The sequence below is a fragment of the Pseudomonas sp. HD6515 genome, assembly GCF_024971855.1.
Lineage (GTDB): Bacteria > Pseudomonadota > Gammaproteobacteria > Pseudomonadales > Pseudomonadaceae > Aquipseudomonas > Aquipseudomonas alloputida.
The window spans coordinates 246,290-261,736 of sequence record NZ_CP079827.1 but is presented as its reverse complement, the minus strand read 5'-3'; the positions used below and the strand labels follow the sequence as shown (position 1 = coordinate 261,736).

Genomic DNA, 15,447 nt, shown 5'->3' with positions numbered 1-15,447 from the left:
CGAAAGGGCCGCAAAGCGGCCCCAGGATTTCAGCTTCGCCGCCAGAATTGCCGGGGCCGCTTTGCGGCCCTTTCGCGACGCAAGGCCGCTCCCACAGGATCGTGCCAGGCAGTTAGATGAGGTTCAGGAAGGCCTGGCGCCATGCAGCATTGGCAGGCAATGCCAGGAAATGCGGATTGAGCAGCGACTCGCGTGGCGGATACCGGAACGGCAAGCCATCCAGCCCGATCACTTCACCACCGGCCCCCTCCACCACACCCTGCGCCGCAGCAGTGTCCCACTGCGAAGTCGGCGCCAGGCGCGGATAACAATCGGCGCTGCCCTCGGCCAGCAGGCAGAACTTCAACGAGCTGCCGATATTGGCCAGCTCCAGCTCGCCCACCGCAGCCCCAAGGCCGGCCAACAGCGCTTCCTGCTCCGGGCTGGAATGCCGACGGCTGGCCACCACGGTAAAACGCTCGCCCTGCGCGGGTGCGTTGCGTACTTGGATCAGCTGGGCTGCCTCACCGGCATCTGCACGCCAGGCCCCCATGCCGCGCCCACCAAAATAGCAGCGCCCATTGGTGGGCATCGACACCACGCCAAACACCACCTCGCCGTTCTCGATCAGGGCGATGTTGACCGTGAACTCTTCACTGCCGGCAATGAATTCCTTGGTGCCATCCAGCGGATCGACCAGCCACCAGCGGCTCCAGCTTTGCCGCTCGGCCAGCGCAATATTGCAGTCCTCTTCGGACAGCACCGGAATCTGCGGCGCCAGCGCCAGCAGACCATCGGCAATTACCCGGTGCGCGGCCAGGTCGGCGGCGGTAACCGGCGAATCGTCGGCCTTGTTGGTTACCGCGACATCGGCGCGCCAGAATGGCAGGATCGCCTCGCCTGCCGTCAGCGCCAGCTTGACCACTTCGTGCATCAGTTGCAGGTCGTTCATAGCTCCAGCAGCCCCCGCTGAATCAGCAGGTCACGGGCCAGGTACAGCGCCGCCAGGGCGCGACCCTCGGTGAACTGCGGATGCATGGCCAAGGCCGACAACTCACGCAGGTTGACCTTGTCGACCCGCATCGGCTCGGGCTCGTCGCCTTCCAGGCGCTCTTCGTACAGGTCGCTGGCCAGCACCACCTGAATCTTCTGGCTCATGTAGCCCGGCGACAGCGACAGTTCCGTCAGGTGCTCCAGCTGGCGTGCGCCAAAACCGGCTTCTTCCTTGAGCTCCCGGTCGGCTGCCGCCAGCACGTCTTCGCCCGGCTCGATCAGGCCCTTGGGCAACGACAGCTCGTATTCATCGGTGCCACCGCAGTATTCCTCCACCAGCACGGCGTGCTCGGCATCGAGCATGGCCACGATCATCACCGCGCCGTAGCCGTTACCCCGGCCCACCAGGCGCTCATAGGTGCGCTCGGCGCCATTGCTGAAGCGCAGCTGTACGGCTTCGACGCGGAACAGGCGGCTACTGGCGACAATTTCGCGGCTGAGTACGGTGGGTTTCTGGCGCATGGGGCGGCTCCTTGGCGTGAACGGGTTACTATACCGTGGCTTGCCGACTGATCGAGAGTTTCCCATGCCTGTTCTTCCCTGGTCTGCCATCGATACCGTCCTGCTGGACATGGATGGCACCCTGCTCGACCTGCATTACGACAACCGCTTCTGGCTGGACCACCTGCCCCAGCGCTATGCCGAGCTGCACGGTGTTAGCCGGGCCATGGCCGAAATGGAGCTGCAACCGCTGTTCGAACGCAATGCCGGCACATTGAACTGGTACTGCCTGGACTTCTGGAGCCGCGAGCTACGCCTGCCCATTCGCGAGCTGAAGCGGGAAATTGCCGACCTGATTGCCCTGCGCCCGGATGCCGATACCTTCCTGGCGGCGATTCGCCAGGCCGGCAAGCGTGTCGTGATGATCACCAATGCCCACCGTGACTCGCTGTCGCTGAAGCTGGAACGGGTGGAGCTGGCACCGTACTTCGAGCGGCTGATCAGCTCGCACGACTATGGCTACCCGAAGGAAAGCCCGCAGTTCTGGGATGCCCTGCAGGCGGATATCGGCTTCGAACCAGAACGCAGCCTGTTCATTGATGACACGCTGGCGATTCTGCGCAGTGCACGGCGGTTTGGTGTGGGGCACTTGCTGGCGGTGCGCCAGCCAGATAGCAAAGCAGGGCCGCGGGATACTGAAGAGTTTGCGGCGGTCGAGGATTACCGGGAGTTACTGGTAGGCCTATGAGGCCCTCTTCGCGGGTGAACCCGCTCCTACAGATACTGCGCCAGCCGTGAGAGGGCGCTCAACCTGTGGGAGCGAGCATGCCCGCGAAGAGGCCGGCACAGACTTCAGCGATCAGTCAGGAATACGCAGCACCTGCCCCGGATAGATCTTGTCCGGGTGCTTGAGCATCGGCTTGTTGGCCTCGAAAATCTTGTTGTACTGGTTGGCACTGCCATACACGACCACGGCAATGGCTGAAAGTGTGTCGCCCGATTTCACAGTGACGAACCTTGCCGCCTGGACTACCGGCCCGGTCACGGTGATCTGGTCCTCGACACTGGCCACGCCGCTGATGTTGCCCGCCGCCAGGATGATCTTCTCCTTCTCTTCCTGGCTGGCCACTTCACCCTTGAGGATGATCTTGTCTCCTTCTACAGTGGCCGTGATGTTGGGGTTGCCCAGGCCGACAGCTTCCACGTGTTTCTTAAGCTGCTCTTCGGCATTGGCGTTGCCAGGGGTCAGCAGGTCGATCAACTTCTCGCCGGCTTCCTTCACGAAACTGAACAGGCTCATTGCGCTCTCCTTGTTGACGAAACCTTGGACACAGGAGTCTAGGCCAGCTTTACCACTCCCGCCCTGCGCGACCAATCGACGCGGTCTATCAAGGCATAGACCCTAGCGATTAGACGCCGCCGGCCCGCACGCCTAGGCTTGTGCTATCAGAAAGCCGCCGGTATTCAGCGCCCCGATGAACAGCAAGCCTCCGGTCTGCGCGGCCTCATCGCCCTTGTCCATGCCCGCCGCCAGCAACACCTACGATTACGTCCTGCTCAGCGACGCCAAACGCGACAGCACCCCGCTGGCCGAGGAAGTGGCCCTGGCCATTGTCTATAACGGCCTCAACCAGGCGGTGATGCTGGTCAGTCCTACCGATCTGGAAGACTTCGCGGTCGGTTTCAGCGTCGGCAGCGGCATTGTCGAAGGCACCGCAGAAATCTACGACCTCAAGCTTTCCGGCAGCGGCTCGGCAATGTACGCCGACCTGGAAATCTCCAGCCGGGCGTTCTGGAACCTGAAAAACCAGCGCCGCCAACTGGCCGGCACCAGCGGTTGCGGCCTGTGTGGGGTCGAGGCCCTGGAGCAGGCGCTGCCGGATCTGGCCGTGTTGCCGGGTGCGCCCCTGCCCCCGGCCCAGTGGCTGGTCGGCCTGCGCGAGCGCATCGACGCCTTCCAGCCACTGGGCCAGCATTGCGGCGCCGTACATGCAGCACTGTTCATGGACCGCCAAGGCGAACTGCTGCTCGGCCGCGAAGACATCGGCCGGCACAACGCCCTCGACAAACTGATTGGTGCCCTGCTGCGGCAACGCATCGACAGCCAGGGTGGCTTGGCCATCGTCACCAGCCGCTGCAGCCTGGAGCTGATCCAGAAAGTACTGCGTGCCGGCATCCAGACCCTGGTCAGCCTGTCAGCGCCCACCGGCCTTGCCCTGCAATGGGCACGCAAGCACAACCTCAACCTTATCCATTTGCCCAAGCACAGCGCACCGCGGGTCTACAGCCCAGCGGCGGAGTCGTAACAGTCGTGACCTCGTACCAACATCTTCCGGACAACGCCCCAGCCTCCCCTCCTCGCTACAAGCCCTACCACGGCCCCGCCGGCGGTTGGGGCGCACTGCGTAGCGTGGCCAAGGCATGGGTCGGCAGCGATAACGCGCTGAAGAACATTCGCGCCCTGCTCAAGACCAACCAGAACGGCGGTTTCGACTGCCCCGGCTGCGCCTGGGGGGATTCGCCGGAAAGCGGCATGGTCAAGTTCTGCGAGAACGGCGCCAAGGCGGTGAACTGGGAAGCTACCAAGCGCCGTGTCGATGCAGCCTTCTTCGCCCGTTACAGCGTCACCTCGCTGCTGCAGCAGAGCGACTACTGGTTGGAGTACCAAGGGCGCCTGACCGAACCGATGGTCTACGACGCACCCAGCGACCGTTACCTGCCGATCAGCTGGGATGCCGCCTTCGCCCTGATCGCCCGCGAACTGAACAAGCTGGCCAACCCTGACCAGGCCGAATTCTATACCTCGGGACGTGCCAGCAACGAAGCGGCGTACCTGTACCAACTGTTCGTGCGCGCCTACGGCACCAACAACTTCCCTGACTGCTCGAACATGTGCCATGAGGCCAGCGGCGTGGCATTGGGGCAAAGCGTCGGGGTCGGCAAGGGTACAGTCACCTTCGACGACTTCGAGCACGCCGACTCTATTTTTGTCTGGGGCCAGAACCCCGGCACCAATCACCCGCGCATGCTCGACCCACTGCGCGATGCGGTAAAACGTGGCGCCCAGGTGGTGTGCATCAACCCGCTCAAGGAGCGTGGTCTGGAGCGCTTCCAGCACCCCCAGAACCCACTGGAAATGCTGACCAACAGTGACCGTCCGACCAACACCGCCTTCTTCCGCCCGGCCCTGGGTGGCGACATGGCGATGCTGCGTGGCATGGCCAAGTTCGCCCTGCAATGGGAACGCGAAGCCCAGGCCAACGGCGAACCGGCCGTGTTCGACCACGCCTTCATCGCCGAACATGGCCATGGCGTCGATGAGTACCTGGCCGTGGTGGACGCCACGCCGTGGTCGCACATCCAGGCACAATCCGGCCTGACCTTGGCGGATATAGAACTGGCCGCGCGCATGTACTGCCGCGGCAAGCGGGTGATCATGTGCTGGGCGATGGGCATCACCCAACACCGTCATTCGGTGCCGACCATTCAGGAAATCGTCAACCTGCAGATGCTGCGTGGCAACATCGGCGTGCCCGGCGCCGGCCTGTGCCCGGTGCGTGGCCACAGCAACGTGCAGGGTGACCGCACCATGGGCATCAACGAGCGCCCGCCAGAGGCGCTGCTGGATGCCATCGAAAAGCGCTATGGCTTCCCCGTGCCGCGGCGCAATGGCCATAACACCGTCGAAGCCATTCACGCGATGCTCGATGGCCGGGCCAAGGTTTTCATCGGCTTGGGCGGCAACTTCGCCCAAGCCACACCCGACACTGAGCGTACCGCCCAGGCGCTGCGCAACTGCGAGCTGACCGTGCACATCAGCACCAAGCTCAACCGTAGCCACCTGGTCCATGGCAAGCAGGCACTGATCCTGCCGTGCCTGGGCCGCACCGACATCGACCTGCAGGCCGACGGGCCGCAGGCAGTCACGGTGGAAGACTCGTTCAGCATGGTCCACGCTTCCAACGGCCAGCTGAAGCCGCTGTCGACGCAAATGCGCTCGGAACCTGCAGTGATCGCTGGCATCGCCGCCGCCACGCTGGGCAAGCAACCGGTGGACTGGCACTGGCTGGTGGCTGACTACGACCGCATTCGCGATCTGATCGGCGACACCATTGCCGGTTTCAGCGGCTTTAACCAGCGCCTGCGTAATCCGGGTGGCTTCTATCTGGGCAACAGCGCGGCCAGCCGCGAATGGGCGACCAGCACCGGCCGCGCCAACTTCAAGGCCAACCTGCTGCCCGACACGCTGCTTGACGAACGCGTACGGGCCAGCGGCCAGTTGCCAGACTTGATCATGCAATCGATGCGCTCGCACGATCAGTACAACACCACTATCTACGGCCTGGACGACCGCTACCGCGGTGTGCGCGGCCAACGCGAGGTGCTGTTCGCCAACGAAGCCGACATCATCCGCCTGGGCTTCCAGCCGGGGCAGAAGGTCGACATCGTTTCGCTGTGGGGGGATGAACATGTGCGCCGGGTGCAAGGCTTTACCCTGCTGGCCTTCGACATACCTGCCGGGCAGGCGGCGGCGTATTACCCGGAGGTGAACCCGCTGGTGCCACTGGAGAGCATTGGTGTTGGTAGCCATACGCCAACATCGAAGTTCATTGCCATCAAGCTGGAGCGTGCGCGCGAGGACGGGCGTATCCTGTAAAAATGAAAAAAGCCCTGTTCCGTGGCGGCTCAGGGCTTTGTCATAAAGGTCTCAGACAGCCTAAAAACGATAAAGTTTCATAGTAAATACAGCAAGTTAGAGAATTGTGTACAACTCGTGTTACTCGTCGGATTTCCGTTGCCAGCCACGTCTCTTAGCCTCAAATTCGCCTCGTCATCCCTATGAGGCTCTCTTGATGAAGAAGTACTCCTCGATTCTGTTGTTGTCTTTCAGCTTGCTCAGCGGCGTTGCCATGGCAGGCGGCACCACCGAGGCCGGCATTGGCGGCGCATTGGGTGGGGTACTGGGCTCTGTCGTGGGCAACTCCATCGGTGGCAGCACCGGCGGCGCCATTGGTGCCGGTCTGGGCGGTGCGGCAGGTGGCGCCCTGGGCGCAGACAAACGCCAGCGTGGTGAGGCCGCTATCGGCGGCGCGCTGGGCGCTGCAGGTGGTAACGTGGTCGGTCGCTCCGTGGGCGGCACCACGGGTAGCTACATTGGCGCGGCAGCCGGCGGTGGTGCCGGTGGTGCGCTGGGTAACTACCTGGGCAAAGAGGCCGACGAAGACGATTACCGCGATGGCCGCCGCTATCGTCGCGGCTACGACGACGACCGTCGTCACTGGGACCGTGGTCACCACTATGGCCACCGCAAGCACAAGCGCCACTGGCGCGACTAACGCCTGAGGGCCCTGCCCCCGGCAACAAAAGCCCCGCCCCTGCCAGCGGGGCTTTTTTATGCCTGCCGCTCCAGCACGAGGCCGGACAGAATCACCTGCAGCGCCTCTGGCAACGCCACAGGCCGGCCACTGTCGCGCTCGATGAACACCTGCACTACCGTGCCTGCTGCGCACGCCTCCGGTTCGCCCGGGCGATACAGCGCCAGCCGGTACTCTACCGTGCTGCCCGCCAGTCGCGTCACTCCCAACCCCACCTCCAACAAATCCGGGAAGCCCGGTAGCGCGTAGAAATCCGCAGCCGAACTGACCACGAAGGCGGCCAGTTCACCGTGCCGCAGGTCCAGTTCGGCCTGCTCGACGAGAAACGCCTGGATCGCGGTTTCAAAAAAACCGTGCACCGTTGCACCGGCGATGTGGCCGTTCAGGTCGTTGTCCTGGGGGCGGGTGAGGATCGGGTGGAAGTGGGAGAAGGCAGTGCGCTGAGGGGCTTCGGTCATCTGGCTGGCTCTTGTCTTCGCTATGGATGCCGACAGTGAAACAGAAAAAACAGACTTTCGCTGCCTATGCGGGCCCCTTCGCGGGCAAGCCCGCTCCTACAACGGCCTGCGCTCACCACCGATCAGTGTGTAGGAGCGGGTTTACCCGCGAATACGATGGCGGCCGCGACGGTGAACCACGGGTGGAAATTGGCCAGCAGGCCCGGCCCTTTCGCGGGTAAACCCGCTCCTACACGACGGCCTGCGCCCACCACCGATCAGTGTGTAGGAGCGGGTTTACCCGCGAATACGATGGCGGCTGCGACGGTGAACCACGGGTGGAAATTGGCCAGCACGTCCAGCCTTTTCGCGGGTAATCCCGCATCCACAAAAAAGCCGCCCCTGGGGGCGGCTTTCTCGTTGCGGCTGGGCTCGGCTTACAGCTGCGGGCCAGCGGCTTTGATGGCGTCGGAAACTTCGAACTTCTTGAAGTTTTCGATGAACAGCTTGGCCAGACCTTTGGCAGCCTCGTCGTAGGCCGCTTTGTCAGCCCAGTTGGTGCGCGGGTTGAGCAGTTCGGTTTCAACGCCCGGAACGGCCTTCGGCACGTCCAGGTTGATGATGTCCAGGTGCTCGGTTTCGGCACCGACCAATGCGCCGCTCTGGATGGCAGCGATCACGGCACGGGTGGTGGGGATGCTGAAGCGCTTGCCAACGCCGTAGCCACCACCAGTCCAGCCGGTGTTGACCAGGTAGACCTTGGAGTTGAAACCATTGATACGCTTGATCAGCAGCTCAGCGTACTCGCCAGCCGGACGCGGGAAGAACGGTGCGCCGAAGCAGGTGGAGAAGGTCGACTTGATGCCGCCGCCCGAGCCCATTTCAGTGGAACCGACCAGCGCGGTGTAGCCGGACAGGAAGTGGTAGGCCGCCTGCTCGTTGTTCAGGATCGAAACCGGAGGCAGAACACCTGTCAGGTCGCAGGTGAGGAAGATCACTGCGTTAGGCTCGCCGCCCAGGTTCGCTTCCGAACGCTTGGCAACGTGCTCCAGCGGGTAGGCCGCACGGCTGTTCTGAGTCAGGCTGACGTCGGTGTAATCGGCGTGCTTGTTGGCGTCGAGAACGACGTTTTCCAGTACTGCGCCGTGCTTGATGGCTTTCCAGATGACCGGCTCGTTCTTTTCGGACAAGTCGATGCACTTGGCGTAGCAGCCGCCTTCCATGTTGAAGACAACGCCTTCGCCCCAACCGTGCTCGTCGTCACCGATCAGGTAACGGCTTTCGTCAGCCGAAAGGGTGGTCTTGCCAGTACCGGACAGGCCGAAGAACAAGGTCACATCGCCTTCTTCGCCGATGTTGGCTGCGCAGTGCATTGGCAGTACGTCGGCAGCCGGCAGCAGGAAGTTCTGCACCGAGAACATGGCTTTCTTCATTTCGCCGGCGTAGCGCATGCCAGCGATCAGCACTTTCTTCTGGGCGAAGTTGATGATCACGCAACCGTCGGAGTTGGTGCCGTCACGCTCAGGCTCGCACACGAAGTTGGCGACGTTGAGGATCTGCCACTGGTCGCGGCCAGCCGGGTTGAACTGCTCCGGGTTGATGAACAGGCAACGACCGAACAGGTTCTGCCAGGCAGTCTGGGTGGTCATCTTCACCGGCAGGTAGTGCTCGGCTGCGGCCCCTACGTGAACATAGGAAACGAAGTGATCCTGGGCGTTGTTGAACGCCTCGACGCGAGCCCACAGGGCATCGAACTTGTCAGCCGGGAACTTGCGGTTGATCGGGCCCCAGGAAATGGCGTCCTGGGTGGAAGGTTCTTCGACGATGAAACGGTCAGCCGGCGAGCGGCCAGTACGGTGACCAGTCTCCACGACCAGTGCGCCAGTATCGGCTAGTACGCCTTCACCGCGTTGCAGCGCTTCTTTTACCAGCTCATCGACGCTCAGGTCGGTGTACACGGTGTTGTTGGCTTGCGTCATGAGATACCCCATCCGGCCCGAGGCCGAGTGCTCCAAACGTTTTGTAGTTGTCTTGAAAAAACTACTACAGCGAAAAAAGTGGCCGGATTATGCCAGAAACGCCCAAAAAAAGTAGGCCCCTCCTGTCAGAACTGCGCTTTTGCGCAATTCGACAGGAGATTATCCTGTGATTTAACGTTTCAGTGACGAGTTTCTGAGGCCACGTCAGTACCGCCACCCGCAAACAGTTGCGCCACATCGCTGGCATCGAAGAAGTAGCGCTCGTTGCAGAACTGGCAATCGATCTCTACCGTCCCGCCACATTCGTCCACCAGCGCCTTGGCGTCGTGTTCGCCCAGACTGACCAGCGCATTGCCGGAGCGTTCCCGCGAACAGCTGCAATTGAAGCGCAGTGGCTGGATATCGAACAGGCGCACGGCGTCTTCGTGGTACAGGCGGTGCAGCAGGGTTTCGTTGCCCTCTGTCCACTCTTCAGGCTTGAGCGTCTTGGCCAGGGCCACCACGTGCTGCCAGCTGTCTTCGCGCTCTTCATCATCCGGCTGGCGATCACGCGGCAGTTGCTGCAGCAACAGCCCACGGGCCTTGCCGCCTGCGGCATTGAGCCAGAAACGGGTATTGAGCTGCTGCGACTGGACGAAGTAGCTGGTGAAACATTCCGACAGGTTGGCGCCATCGAGGTCGACGGTCCCCTGATAGCGCTGGCCCTTGACCGGGTCGATGGTCAGGGTCAGGTGGCCGTCGGGCATCAGCTGCGACAGGGTGGCATCAGCCGAAATCTGGTCCGCTTCGTAGCGGGCCATGCCGCGGATCTCGCGGTCGCTGGAGCATTCCACCATCAGCAGCGGAATCGGCCCAGCCGAACGCGCCTGCAGAATCAGCAAGCCATCGAACTTCATCGCACCCACCAGCAAGGCGGTGGCGGCCATCAACTCACCGAGCAGCACCTTGACCGGCTGAGGGTACTCGTGACGCGCCAACACTGCGGCGTAGCTGTCATCGAGAGACACCCACTCGCCGCGCACATCGCGCTCGTCGAAGAGGAAACGTTGGGTGAAATCTGTATCAGGCAAATCGCTCATAGGTTTCGGCTATCTAAAAAATGATGACAAAATGGTTACAAGGGTTGTCGAGAATCGGCGAGAACCCGTGACAGAGCGCTCACAAGGCGCTCCGATTCCTGTTTGCAATAGAGGTATTTTATGGACAATCGACCACTGTTCCAAGCAAGGTGGTCCTGGGGACCATTGGCAGCCTGTACGCTGCTTCCCATCGCTCTACTGTGTTTCTGGTTATGGCCTTTTGGCCAGATCCTGTGCCTGACTTTCGACGAGTGGCTGTTCCGCAGCCTGAACGCGCCGCTGGCCGATAGCACCACCTGGCGCTACATCTGGACCATCGGCAGCCTACGCCCGTTCGACATCGTCGTCGGCCTGATCCTGCTCGCTGTGCTCATTCGTGGTGACTGGGTGTTCAAGGCCGCTCAGGTTCGCCAGGCATTTTTCGGCTTTCTGGTCACGCTACTCCTCTTAGTGGTGATTCGCGCGCTGTTTTCCAAGTGGGTGGATGCAGCCGGGTGGCAACACAAGAGCCCATCGATGATCTTCGACGACGTCGTGCACCTGAGTGACTATTACCCGAACCTGGAGGCGGCCTGGGAACTCAAGGACCGCTCAAGCAAAAGTTTCCCGGGTGATCACGCCTCGGTGCTGCTGATCTGGGCGCTGTTCATGAGCGTGTTCAGCCGCCGCCTTGTGCAATACCTAGTGGTCTGGGGGCTCGCAGCGCTGTTCATGCTGCCGCGCCTGGTGGCCGGTGCCCACTGGGGGCAGGACGACTACATCGGCGGCTTGCTGATGGCCGTACTGGCGTTGGGCTGGAGCTACTACACGCCCCTGGCGGCCAAAGGCAGCGAGGCGTTGATGCGCTGGACAGCGCCGTTGTTCAAGCTGCTGTCCACGTTACCGCTGGTCGGACGAATGGCGGTGTTGCGCTAGATTCCTGGGGCTGCGCAGCAGCCCCATTCAATCGTACCTTCCATGCAGCTGGTGAATCTGCCGCCGCTGCTTCTTGGTCGGCCGGCCATCGGTGGTCACGCCCATGGCCCCGGCCTTACGCATCTCAGCCGCCTGTTCACGGCGACGCACACTTTCTTCGGTTTCCTCGTACAACGCCTGCGCCTCTGGGGCACCACGACGCACCACCGACAGCGCCTTCACCACCACCGTGCGCTCATCGAAGCCGGTACGCAGCACGAACGCGTCGCCCACTCGCGGCTCTTTGCCCGGCTTGCAACGCTCGCCCCGGCAATGCACCTTGCCACTCTCGATCGCCGCCTTGGCCAGCGCTCGCGTCTTGTAGAAACGCGCCGCCCACAACCATTTGTCCAGGCGAACCTTGTCGTCGTCTTCGGCTTTTTGTGCCATCCCGTTACCTCGGATTCTGTCTTTCATCGAACTGTACTACCTTCACATACGGATGCAAAAAGTCCCCGCCGTGCTTAAAGTTCTCCACCTCATTCGCAGGGTGCGCTTCGTGAAGACATTTGACCATTTGACTGTGATCGGCCTGCGCGAGTGGGTCGCCCTGCCTGACCTCGGCGTGGCCGGGCTGCGCGCCAAGATCGACACCGGTGCCAGCACGTCGAGCCTGCATGCCACCGAAGTGGAACCCTTCGAGCGCGACGGCCAGCCCTGGGTTCGCTTCACTGCGCACCTGGGCTCGGTGGTGCAGTTGCGCCACCGCCGCTGCGAGGCACCGTTGGTGACGATGAAGACCATCAAGAGCTCCAACGGCCACGCCCAGACCCGCTACGTCATCCGCACGTCACTGGCGCTGGGTGATGGTGTGTGGGAGGTGGAGTTCACCCTGGCCTGCCGCAAGAACATGCGCTACCGCCTGTTGCTTGGCTCCAAGGCCCTGATACACGGCCAGCTGGTAGTGAACCCAGGCCTGAAATACGTACAAGACAAACCGGCCTTCCCGGCCACCCTTTCCCCTGTCACAGGTGCTGCATGAAGATCGCTGTGCTGTCGCGCAATCCGCGTCTGTATTCCACCCGCCGCCTGGTCGAAGCCGGTACCCAGCGTGGCCACGAAATGGTGGTGATCGATACCCTGCGGGCATACATGAACATTGCCAGCCACAAGCCGCAGATCCACTACCGCGGCAAGCCGCTGGAAGGCTTCGATGCCGTGATCCCGCGCATAGGTGCTTCGGTTACGTTCTATGGCTGCGCGGTGCTGCGCCAGTTCGAAATGATGGGCGTCTACCCGCTCAACGAGTCGGTAGCCATTGCCCGCTCGCGCGACAAGCTGCGCTCGTTGCAGCTGTTGTCGCGGCGCGGCATCGGCTTGCCGATCACCGGTTTCGCCCACTCGCCGGATGACATCCCCGACTTGATCCAGATGGTCAACGGTGCCCCGCTGGTGATCAAGGTACTGGAAGGCACCCAGGGCATTGGCGTGGTGCTGTGCGAAACCCCCCAGGCGGCCGAGTCGGTAATCGAAGCGTTCATGGGCCTCAAGCAAAACATCATGGTTCAGGAGTACATCAAGGAGGCCGGTGGCGCAGATATCCGATGCTTCGTGGTAGGCGACAAAGTAATTGCCTCGATGAAGCGTCAGGCCAAACCGGGCGAGTTCCGCTCCAACCTGCACCGGGGTGGCGTCGCCAGCCTGATAAAAATCACCCCAGAAGAGCGCATCACCGCCATCCGGGCGGCCAAGGTGATGGGGTTGAGCGTGGCGGGTGTGGATATCCTGCGTTCCAACCACGGGCCGTTGGTGATGGAGGTAAACTCGTCGCCAGGGCTGGAGGGCATTGAAGTCACCACCGGCAAGAACGTCGCCGGGATGATCATCGAGCACCTGGAGAAGAATGGCGGGCCCAATCAGACCCGGACCAAGGGCAAAGGCTGATTCAAGCCTGTGCCCGCCTCTTCGCGGCTAAGCCGCTGCCACAGGTATTGCAGAGTCCCTGTAGGAGCGGCTTTAACCGCGAAGAGGCCAGTGAGCCTCACACAGCATTACGCGGCAGCAGCAGCCCCAGCGGCAACCTGACCCGCGCCTCGATCCCGCCGCCAGACCGGTTACGCAACTCCACGTTCCCGCCATGTTGCGCAGCAATCCGCTTCACGATCGCCAGCCCCAACCCGGTGCCCTTGCCGCCCCGCGCCCGGTCACCGCGAATGAACGGGTTGAAAATGGTTTCCAGCTCCGACTCGTCAATACCGGTGCCCCGGTCCAGCACACTGAGCACCACATACGGCGCACTCTCATCGCCTGACACATAGGCAGCCACCTCGACCCCCTTGCCAGCATGGTGCAGGGCGTTGCCGATCAGGTTGCCCAGCATGCGCTTGAGCGAAACCCGGCGCAGCGGGAACGGTGGAATCGGCTCCAGGCACAGGCGCACACGCTCTTCCGGCTGGTTGTACGGAGCCACCACCTCACGCACCAAGTCAGCAAGGTCGACCTCTTCCACCGGCTCGTCACGGCCATCGCGGATGAAGGCCAGGAACTGATCGAGAATCGCGTCCATGTCCTCGATATCGCGAACCATGTCATCGCTCAGCTCGTTGTCGCTGTTCAGCAAGGACAGCGACAGACGCAGGCGCGTCAGTGGCGTGCGCAAGTCGTGGGAAACCCCGGCCAGCATCAACTCGCGCTCGCGCCCGGCCTGCTCGACATCCTCGGCCATCTGGTTGAACGCCTTGTACACCTCGGTCATCTCGCTGGGGGTATCGCTGATCGGCAGGCGCACACTGCGCCCCTGGCCAAGCTGGCGGGCGGCGAACACCAAGCGTTTGAGCGGCTGGTTGAGCTGACGCACAAAAATCCACGCCGATGCTGTGGACAACAAGCCAATGGCCAGGAACCAGCCCAGCACGTTCCAGATCTTCTGCCCACGCAATGGGTGCGGGTACAGCGGCACTTTCAGCCAACCCGGCCCCAGGCTTGGCGCATTGACCCACAACGCGGGCGGTGCATGAATGCGCAGCCGCACTTCGGTGTCGTCACCCAGCTCGGCCTGCATCTGCCGTTGGTAGATTTCACTGTAGGGCCAATGCTGCTCGCCTTCGGGCACACCCGAGCCGGTCACCCGGATAAGGCCTGCCGCCTCGGCGATCTTGTCGCGGTTTTCTTCGTCGGCGGCCCAATAGGCGCGCAAGGTCAGCGCTACACCATGGCTGTACTGACGGTCGACCAGCACGTCCTCGTTCATCAGCAGGTAGACCAGGGTCAGCGCCTTGGAGAACAGAACGACGATCAACACCAGCCACAGGGTGCGGGCGAAGAAACTTTGCGGAAACCAGAGCGGTGTTTTCATCGACGTTCAGGCATCATTTTCCGGCGTTTCCGTCCGGTACGAACACGTAGCCGACGCCCCAGACGGTCTGGATGTAACGCGGCTTGGACGGGTCCGGCTCGATCATGCGACGCAGGCGTGAGATCTGCACATCGATGGAGCGCTCCAGCGCATCCCATTCGCGGCCGCGCGCCAGGTTCATCAGCTTGTCGCGGGTCAACGGCTCACGGGCGTGCATCACCAGGGCCTTGAGCACGGCGAACTCGCCGGTGGTGAGCATGTGCACTTCGTTGCCGCGCTTGAGCTCGCGGGTGGCCAGCGACAGTTCATAGTCGCCGAAGGTGACCGACTCGTCTTCGCTGCCCGGCGCTCCCGGCACGCTCGGCGCCTGGCGACGCAGCACCGCCTTGACCCGGGCCATCAGTTCGTCCGGGTTGAACGGTTTGCCCAGGTAGTCGTCGGCGCCCAGCTCCAGGCCCTTGATGCGGCTGAGCTCGTCGCCCTTGGCGGTCAGCATGATGATCGGGATCTGGTTGTTCTGCTGGCGCAGGCGCTTGCAGGCGGACAGACCATCCTCGCCTGGCAGCATCAGGTCGAGCACCACCAGGTTGAACACCTCGCGCTGCAGCAGGCGATCCATCTGCTCGGTGTTGGGCACTGCACGGGCACGGTAGCCCTTGCTGGTGAAGAAACGTTCCAGCAGGCTGCTAAGCCCCGGATCGTCGTCGACGATGAGAATCTTGTCACCTTCAGCGGTGTTTGGCGTGCCGGTCATGAATAACTCCTCTGATATCGCCGCGCATTATGGCGTAGCCATTGCTGCACGTTGCGTGAGCATTGTTAGCAGATTTTTCCCCCGGCGCCAGTTCCGGCTGG

At 62.4% G+C, this 15,447-nt stretch carries 16 protein-coding genes; 7 read left to right on the top strand and 9 right to left on the bottom strand.

Translation table 11 applies throughout. The annotated features are described in order from the left end of the window. Positions 1 to 112 precede the first annotated feature (112 nt). Positions 113 to 931 (bottom strand): 3'(2'),5'-bisphosphate nucleotidase CysQ, encoded by an 819-nt coding sequence (cysQ, locus tag KW568_RS01125; RefSeq protein ID WP_003255792.1) that lies wholly within the window; start codon positions 929 to 931, stop codon positions 113 to 115. Further along, on the bottom strand, positions 928 to 1,494 hold the full coding sequence (gene nudE / locus KW568_RS01120) for an ADP compounds hydrolase NudE (protein ID WP_003255794.1): 567 nt from the start codon (positions 1,492 to 1,494) through the stop codon (positions 928 to 930). Before nudE ends, cysQ begins: the two co-directional genes overlap by 4 nt. A 64-nt stretch (positions 1,495 to 1,558) precedes the next feature. Here nudE and yrfG point away from each other — a divergent pair, with 64 nt between their 5' ends. Continuing rightward, the gene (gene yrfG, locus KW568_RS01115) at positions 1,559 to 2,221 is read left to right on the top strand and encodes a GMP/IMP nucleotidase (protein ID WP_003255795.1); all 663 of its coding nucleotides are present in this window, start codon (positions 1,559 to 1,561) and stop codon (positions 2,219 to 2,221) included. A 111-nt stretch (positions 2,222 to 2,332) separates the two neighbouring features. Here yrfG and lysM read toward each other — a convergent pair whose 3' ends face one another. Then, positions 2,333 to 2,773 carry a peptidoglycan-binding protein LysM gene (gene lysM / locus KW568_RS01110; RefSeq protein WP_004575933.1) on the bottom strand — a complete coding sequence of 147 codons (441 nt, stop codon included), beginning with the start codon at positions 2,771 to 2,773 and terminating at the stop codon, positions 2,333 to 2,335. 175 nt (positions 2,774 to 2,948) lie between these two features. Between lysM and fdhD the strand changes: the two genes are divergently transcribed. The 3 genes from fdhD (at position 2,949) to KW568_RS01095 (ending at position 6,809) form a co-directional block, all read left to right on the top strand. Continuing rightward, complete coding sequence (fdhD, locus tag KW568_RS01105; protein ID WP_259537426.1) at positions 2,949 to 3,779, top strand: formate dehydrogenase accessory sulfurtransferase FdhD; 831 nt, start codon at positions 2,949 to 2,951, stop codon at positions 3,777 to 3,779. A gap of 5 nt (positions 3,780 to 3,784) precedes the next feature. Beyond that, positions 3,785 to 6,130: an FdhF/YdeP family oxidoreductase gene (locus tag KW568_RS01100; protein WP_004575934.1), complete on the top strand. Its 2,346-nt coding sequence runs from the start codon at positions 3,785 to 3,787 to the stop codon at positions 6,128 to 6,130. 196 nt (positions 6,131 to 6,326) lie between these two features. Further along, positions 6,327 to 6,809: a glycine zipper domain-containing protein gene (locus tag KW568_RS01095; protein WP_003255803.1), complete on the top strand. Its 483-nt coding sequence runs from the start codon at positions 6,327 to 6,329 to the stop codon at positions 6,807 to 6,809. Between the two features lie 56 nt (positions 6,810 to 6,865). On the opposite strand, the gene KW568_RS01090 is transcribed toward KW568_RS01095, so the two are convergent. From KW568_RS01090 to hslO, 3 genes are all read right to left on the bottom strand, one after another. Then, a complete protein-coding gene (locus KW568_RS01090; protein ID WP_003255804.1) occupies positions 6,866 to 7,306 on the bottom strand; it encodes a thioesterase family protein in 441 nt (146 codons plus the stop codon). Between the two features lie 416 nt (positions 7,307 to 7,722). After that, entirely contained in the window at positions 7,723 to 9,264 is a 1,542-nt protein-coding gene (locus KW568_RS01085) for a phosphoenolpyruvate carboxykinase (protein WP_003255806.1), read from the bottom strand. A gap of 179 nt (positions 9,265 to 9,443) precedes the next feature. Further along, complete coding sequence (gene hslO, locus KW568_RS01080) at positions 9,444 to 10,343, bottom strand: Hsp33 family molecular chaperone HslO (protein WP_003255808.1); 900 nt, start codon at positions 10,341 to 10,343, stop codon at positions 9,444 to 9,446. A 120-nt stretch (positions 10,344 to 10,463) separates the two neighbouring features. Here hslO and KW568_RS01075 point away from each other — a divergent pair, with 120 nt between their 5' ends. Beyond that, entirely contained in the window at positions 10,464 to 11,258 is a 795-nt protein-coding gene (locus KW568_RS01075; RefSeq protein ID WP_004576368.1) for a phosphatase PAP2 family protein, read from the top strand. A gap of 27 nt (positions 11,259 to 11,285) precedes the next feature. On the opposite strand, the gene KW568_RS01070 is transcribed toward KW568_RS01075, so the two are convergent. Then, a complete protein-coding gene (locus tag KW568_RS01070) occupies positions 11,286 to 11,687 on the bottom strand; it encodes an RNA-binding S4 domain-containing protein (RefSeq protein WP_004576369.1) in 402 nt (133 codons plus the stop codon). Positions 11,688 to 11,796: 109 nt separating this feature from the next. Here KW568_RS01070 and KW568_RS01065 point away from each other — a divergent pair, with 109 nt between their 5' ends. Continuing rightward, positions 11,797 to 12,279 (top strand): ATP-dependent zinc protease, encoded by a 483-nt coding sequence (locus KW568_RS01065; protein ID WP_004576370.1) that lies wholly within the window; start codon positions 11,797 to 11,799, stop codon positions 12,277 to 12,279. Beyond that, positions 12,276 to 13,181, top strand: a complete 906-nt coding sequence (gene rimK / locus KW568_RS01060) for a 30S ribosomal protein S6--L-glutamate ligase (protein ID WP_003255817.1) — start codon at positions 12,276 to 12,278, stop codon at positions 13,179 to 13,181. The genes KW568_RS01065 and rimK overlap by 4 nt, the downstream gene beginning before the upstream one ends. A 97-nt stretch (positions 13,182 to 13,278) precedes the next feature. Here the strand turns inward: rimK and KW568_RS01055 are convergent, their stop codons facing one another. After that, positions 13,279 to 14,592, bottom strand: a complete 1,314-nt coding sequence (locus KW568_RS01055; RefSeq protein ID WP_003255819.1) for an ATP-binding protein — start codon at positions 14,590 to 14,592, stop codon at positions 13,279 to 13,281. Positions 14,593 to 14,605: 13 nt separating this feature from the next. Next, positions 14,606 to 15,346 (bottom strand): two-component system response regulator OmpR, encoded by a 741-nt coding sequence (gene ompR, locus KW568_RS01050; protein WP_003255821.1) that lies wholly within the window; start codon positions 15,344 to 15,346, stop codon positions 14,606 to 14,608. Positions 15,347 to 15,447: the final 101 nt, after the last annotated feature.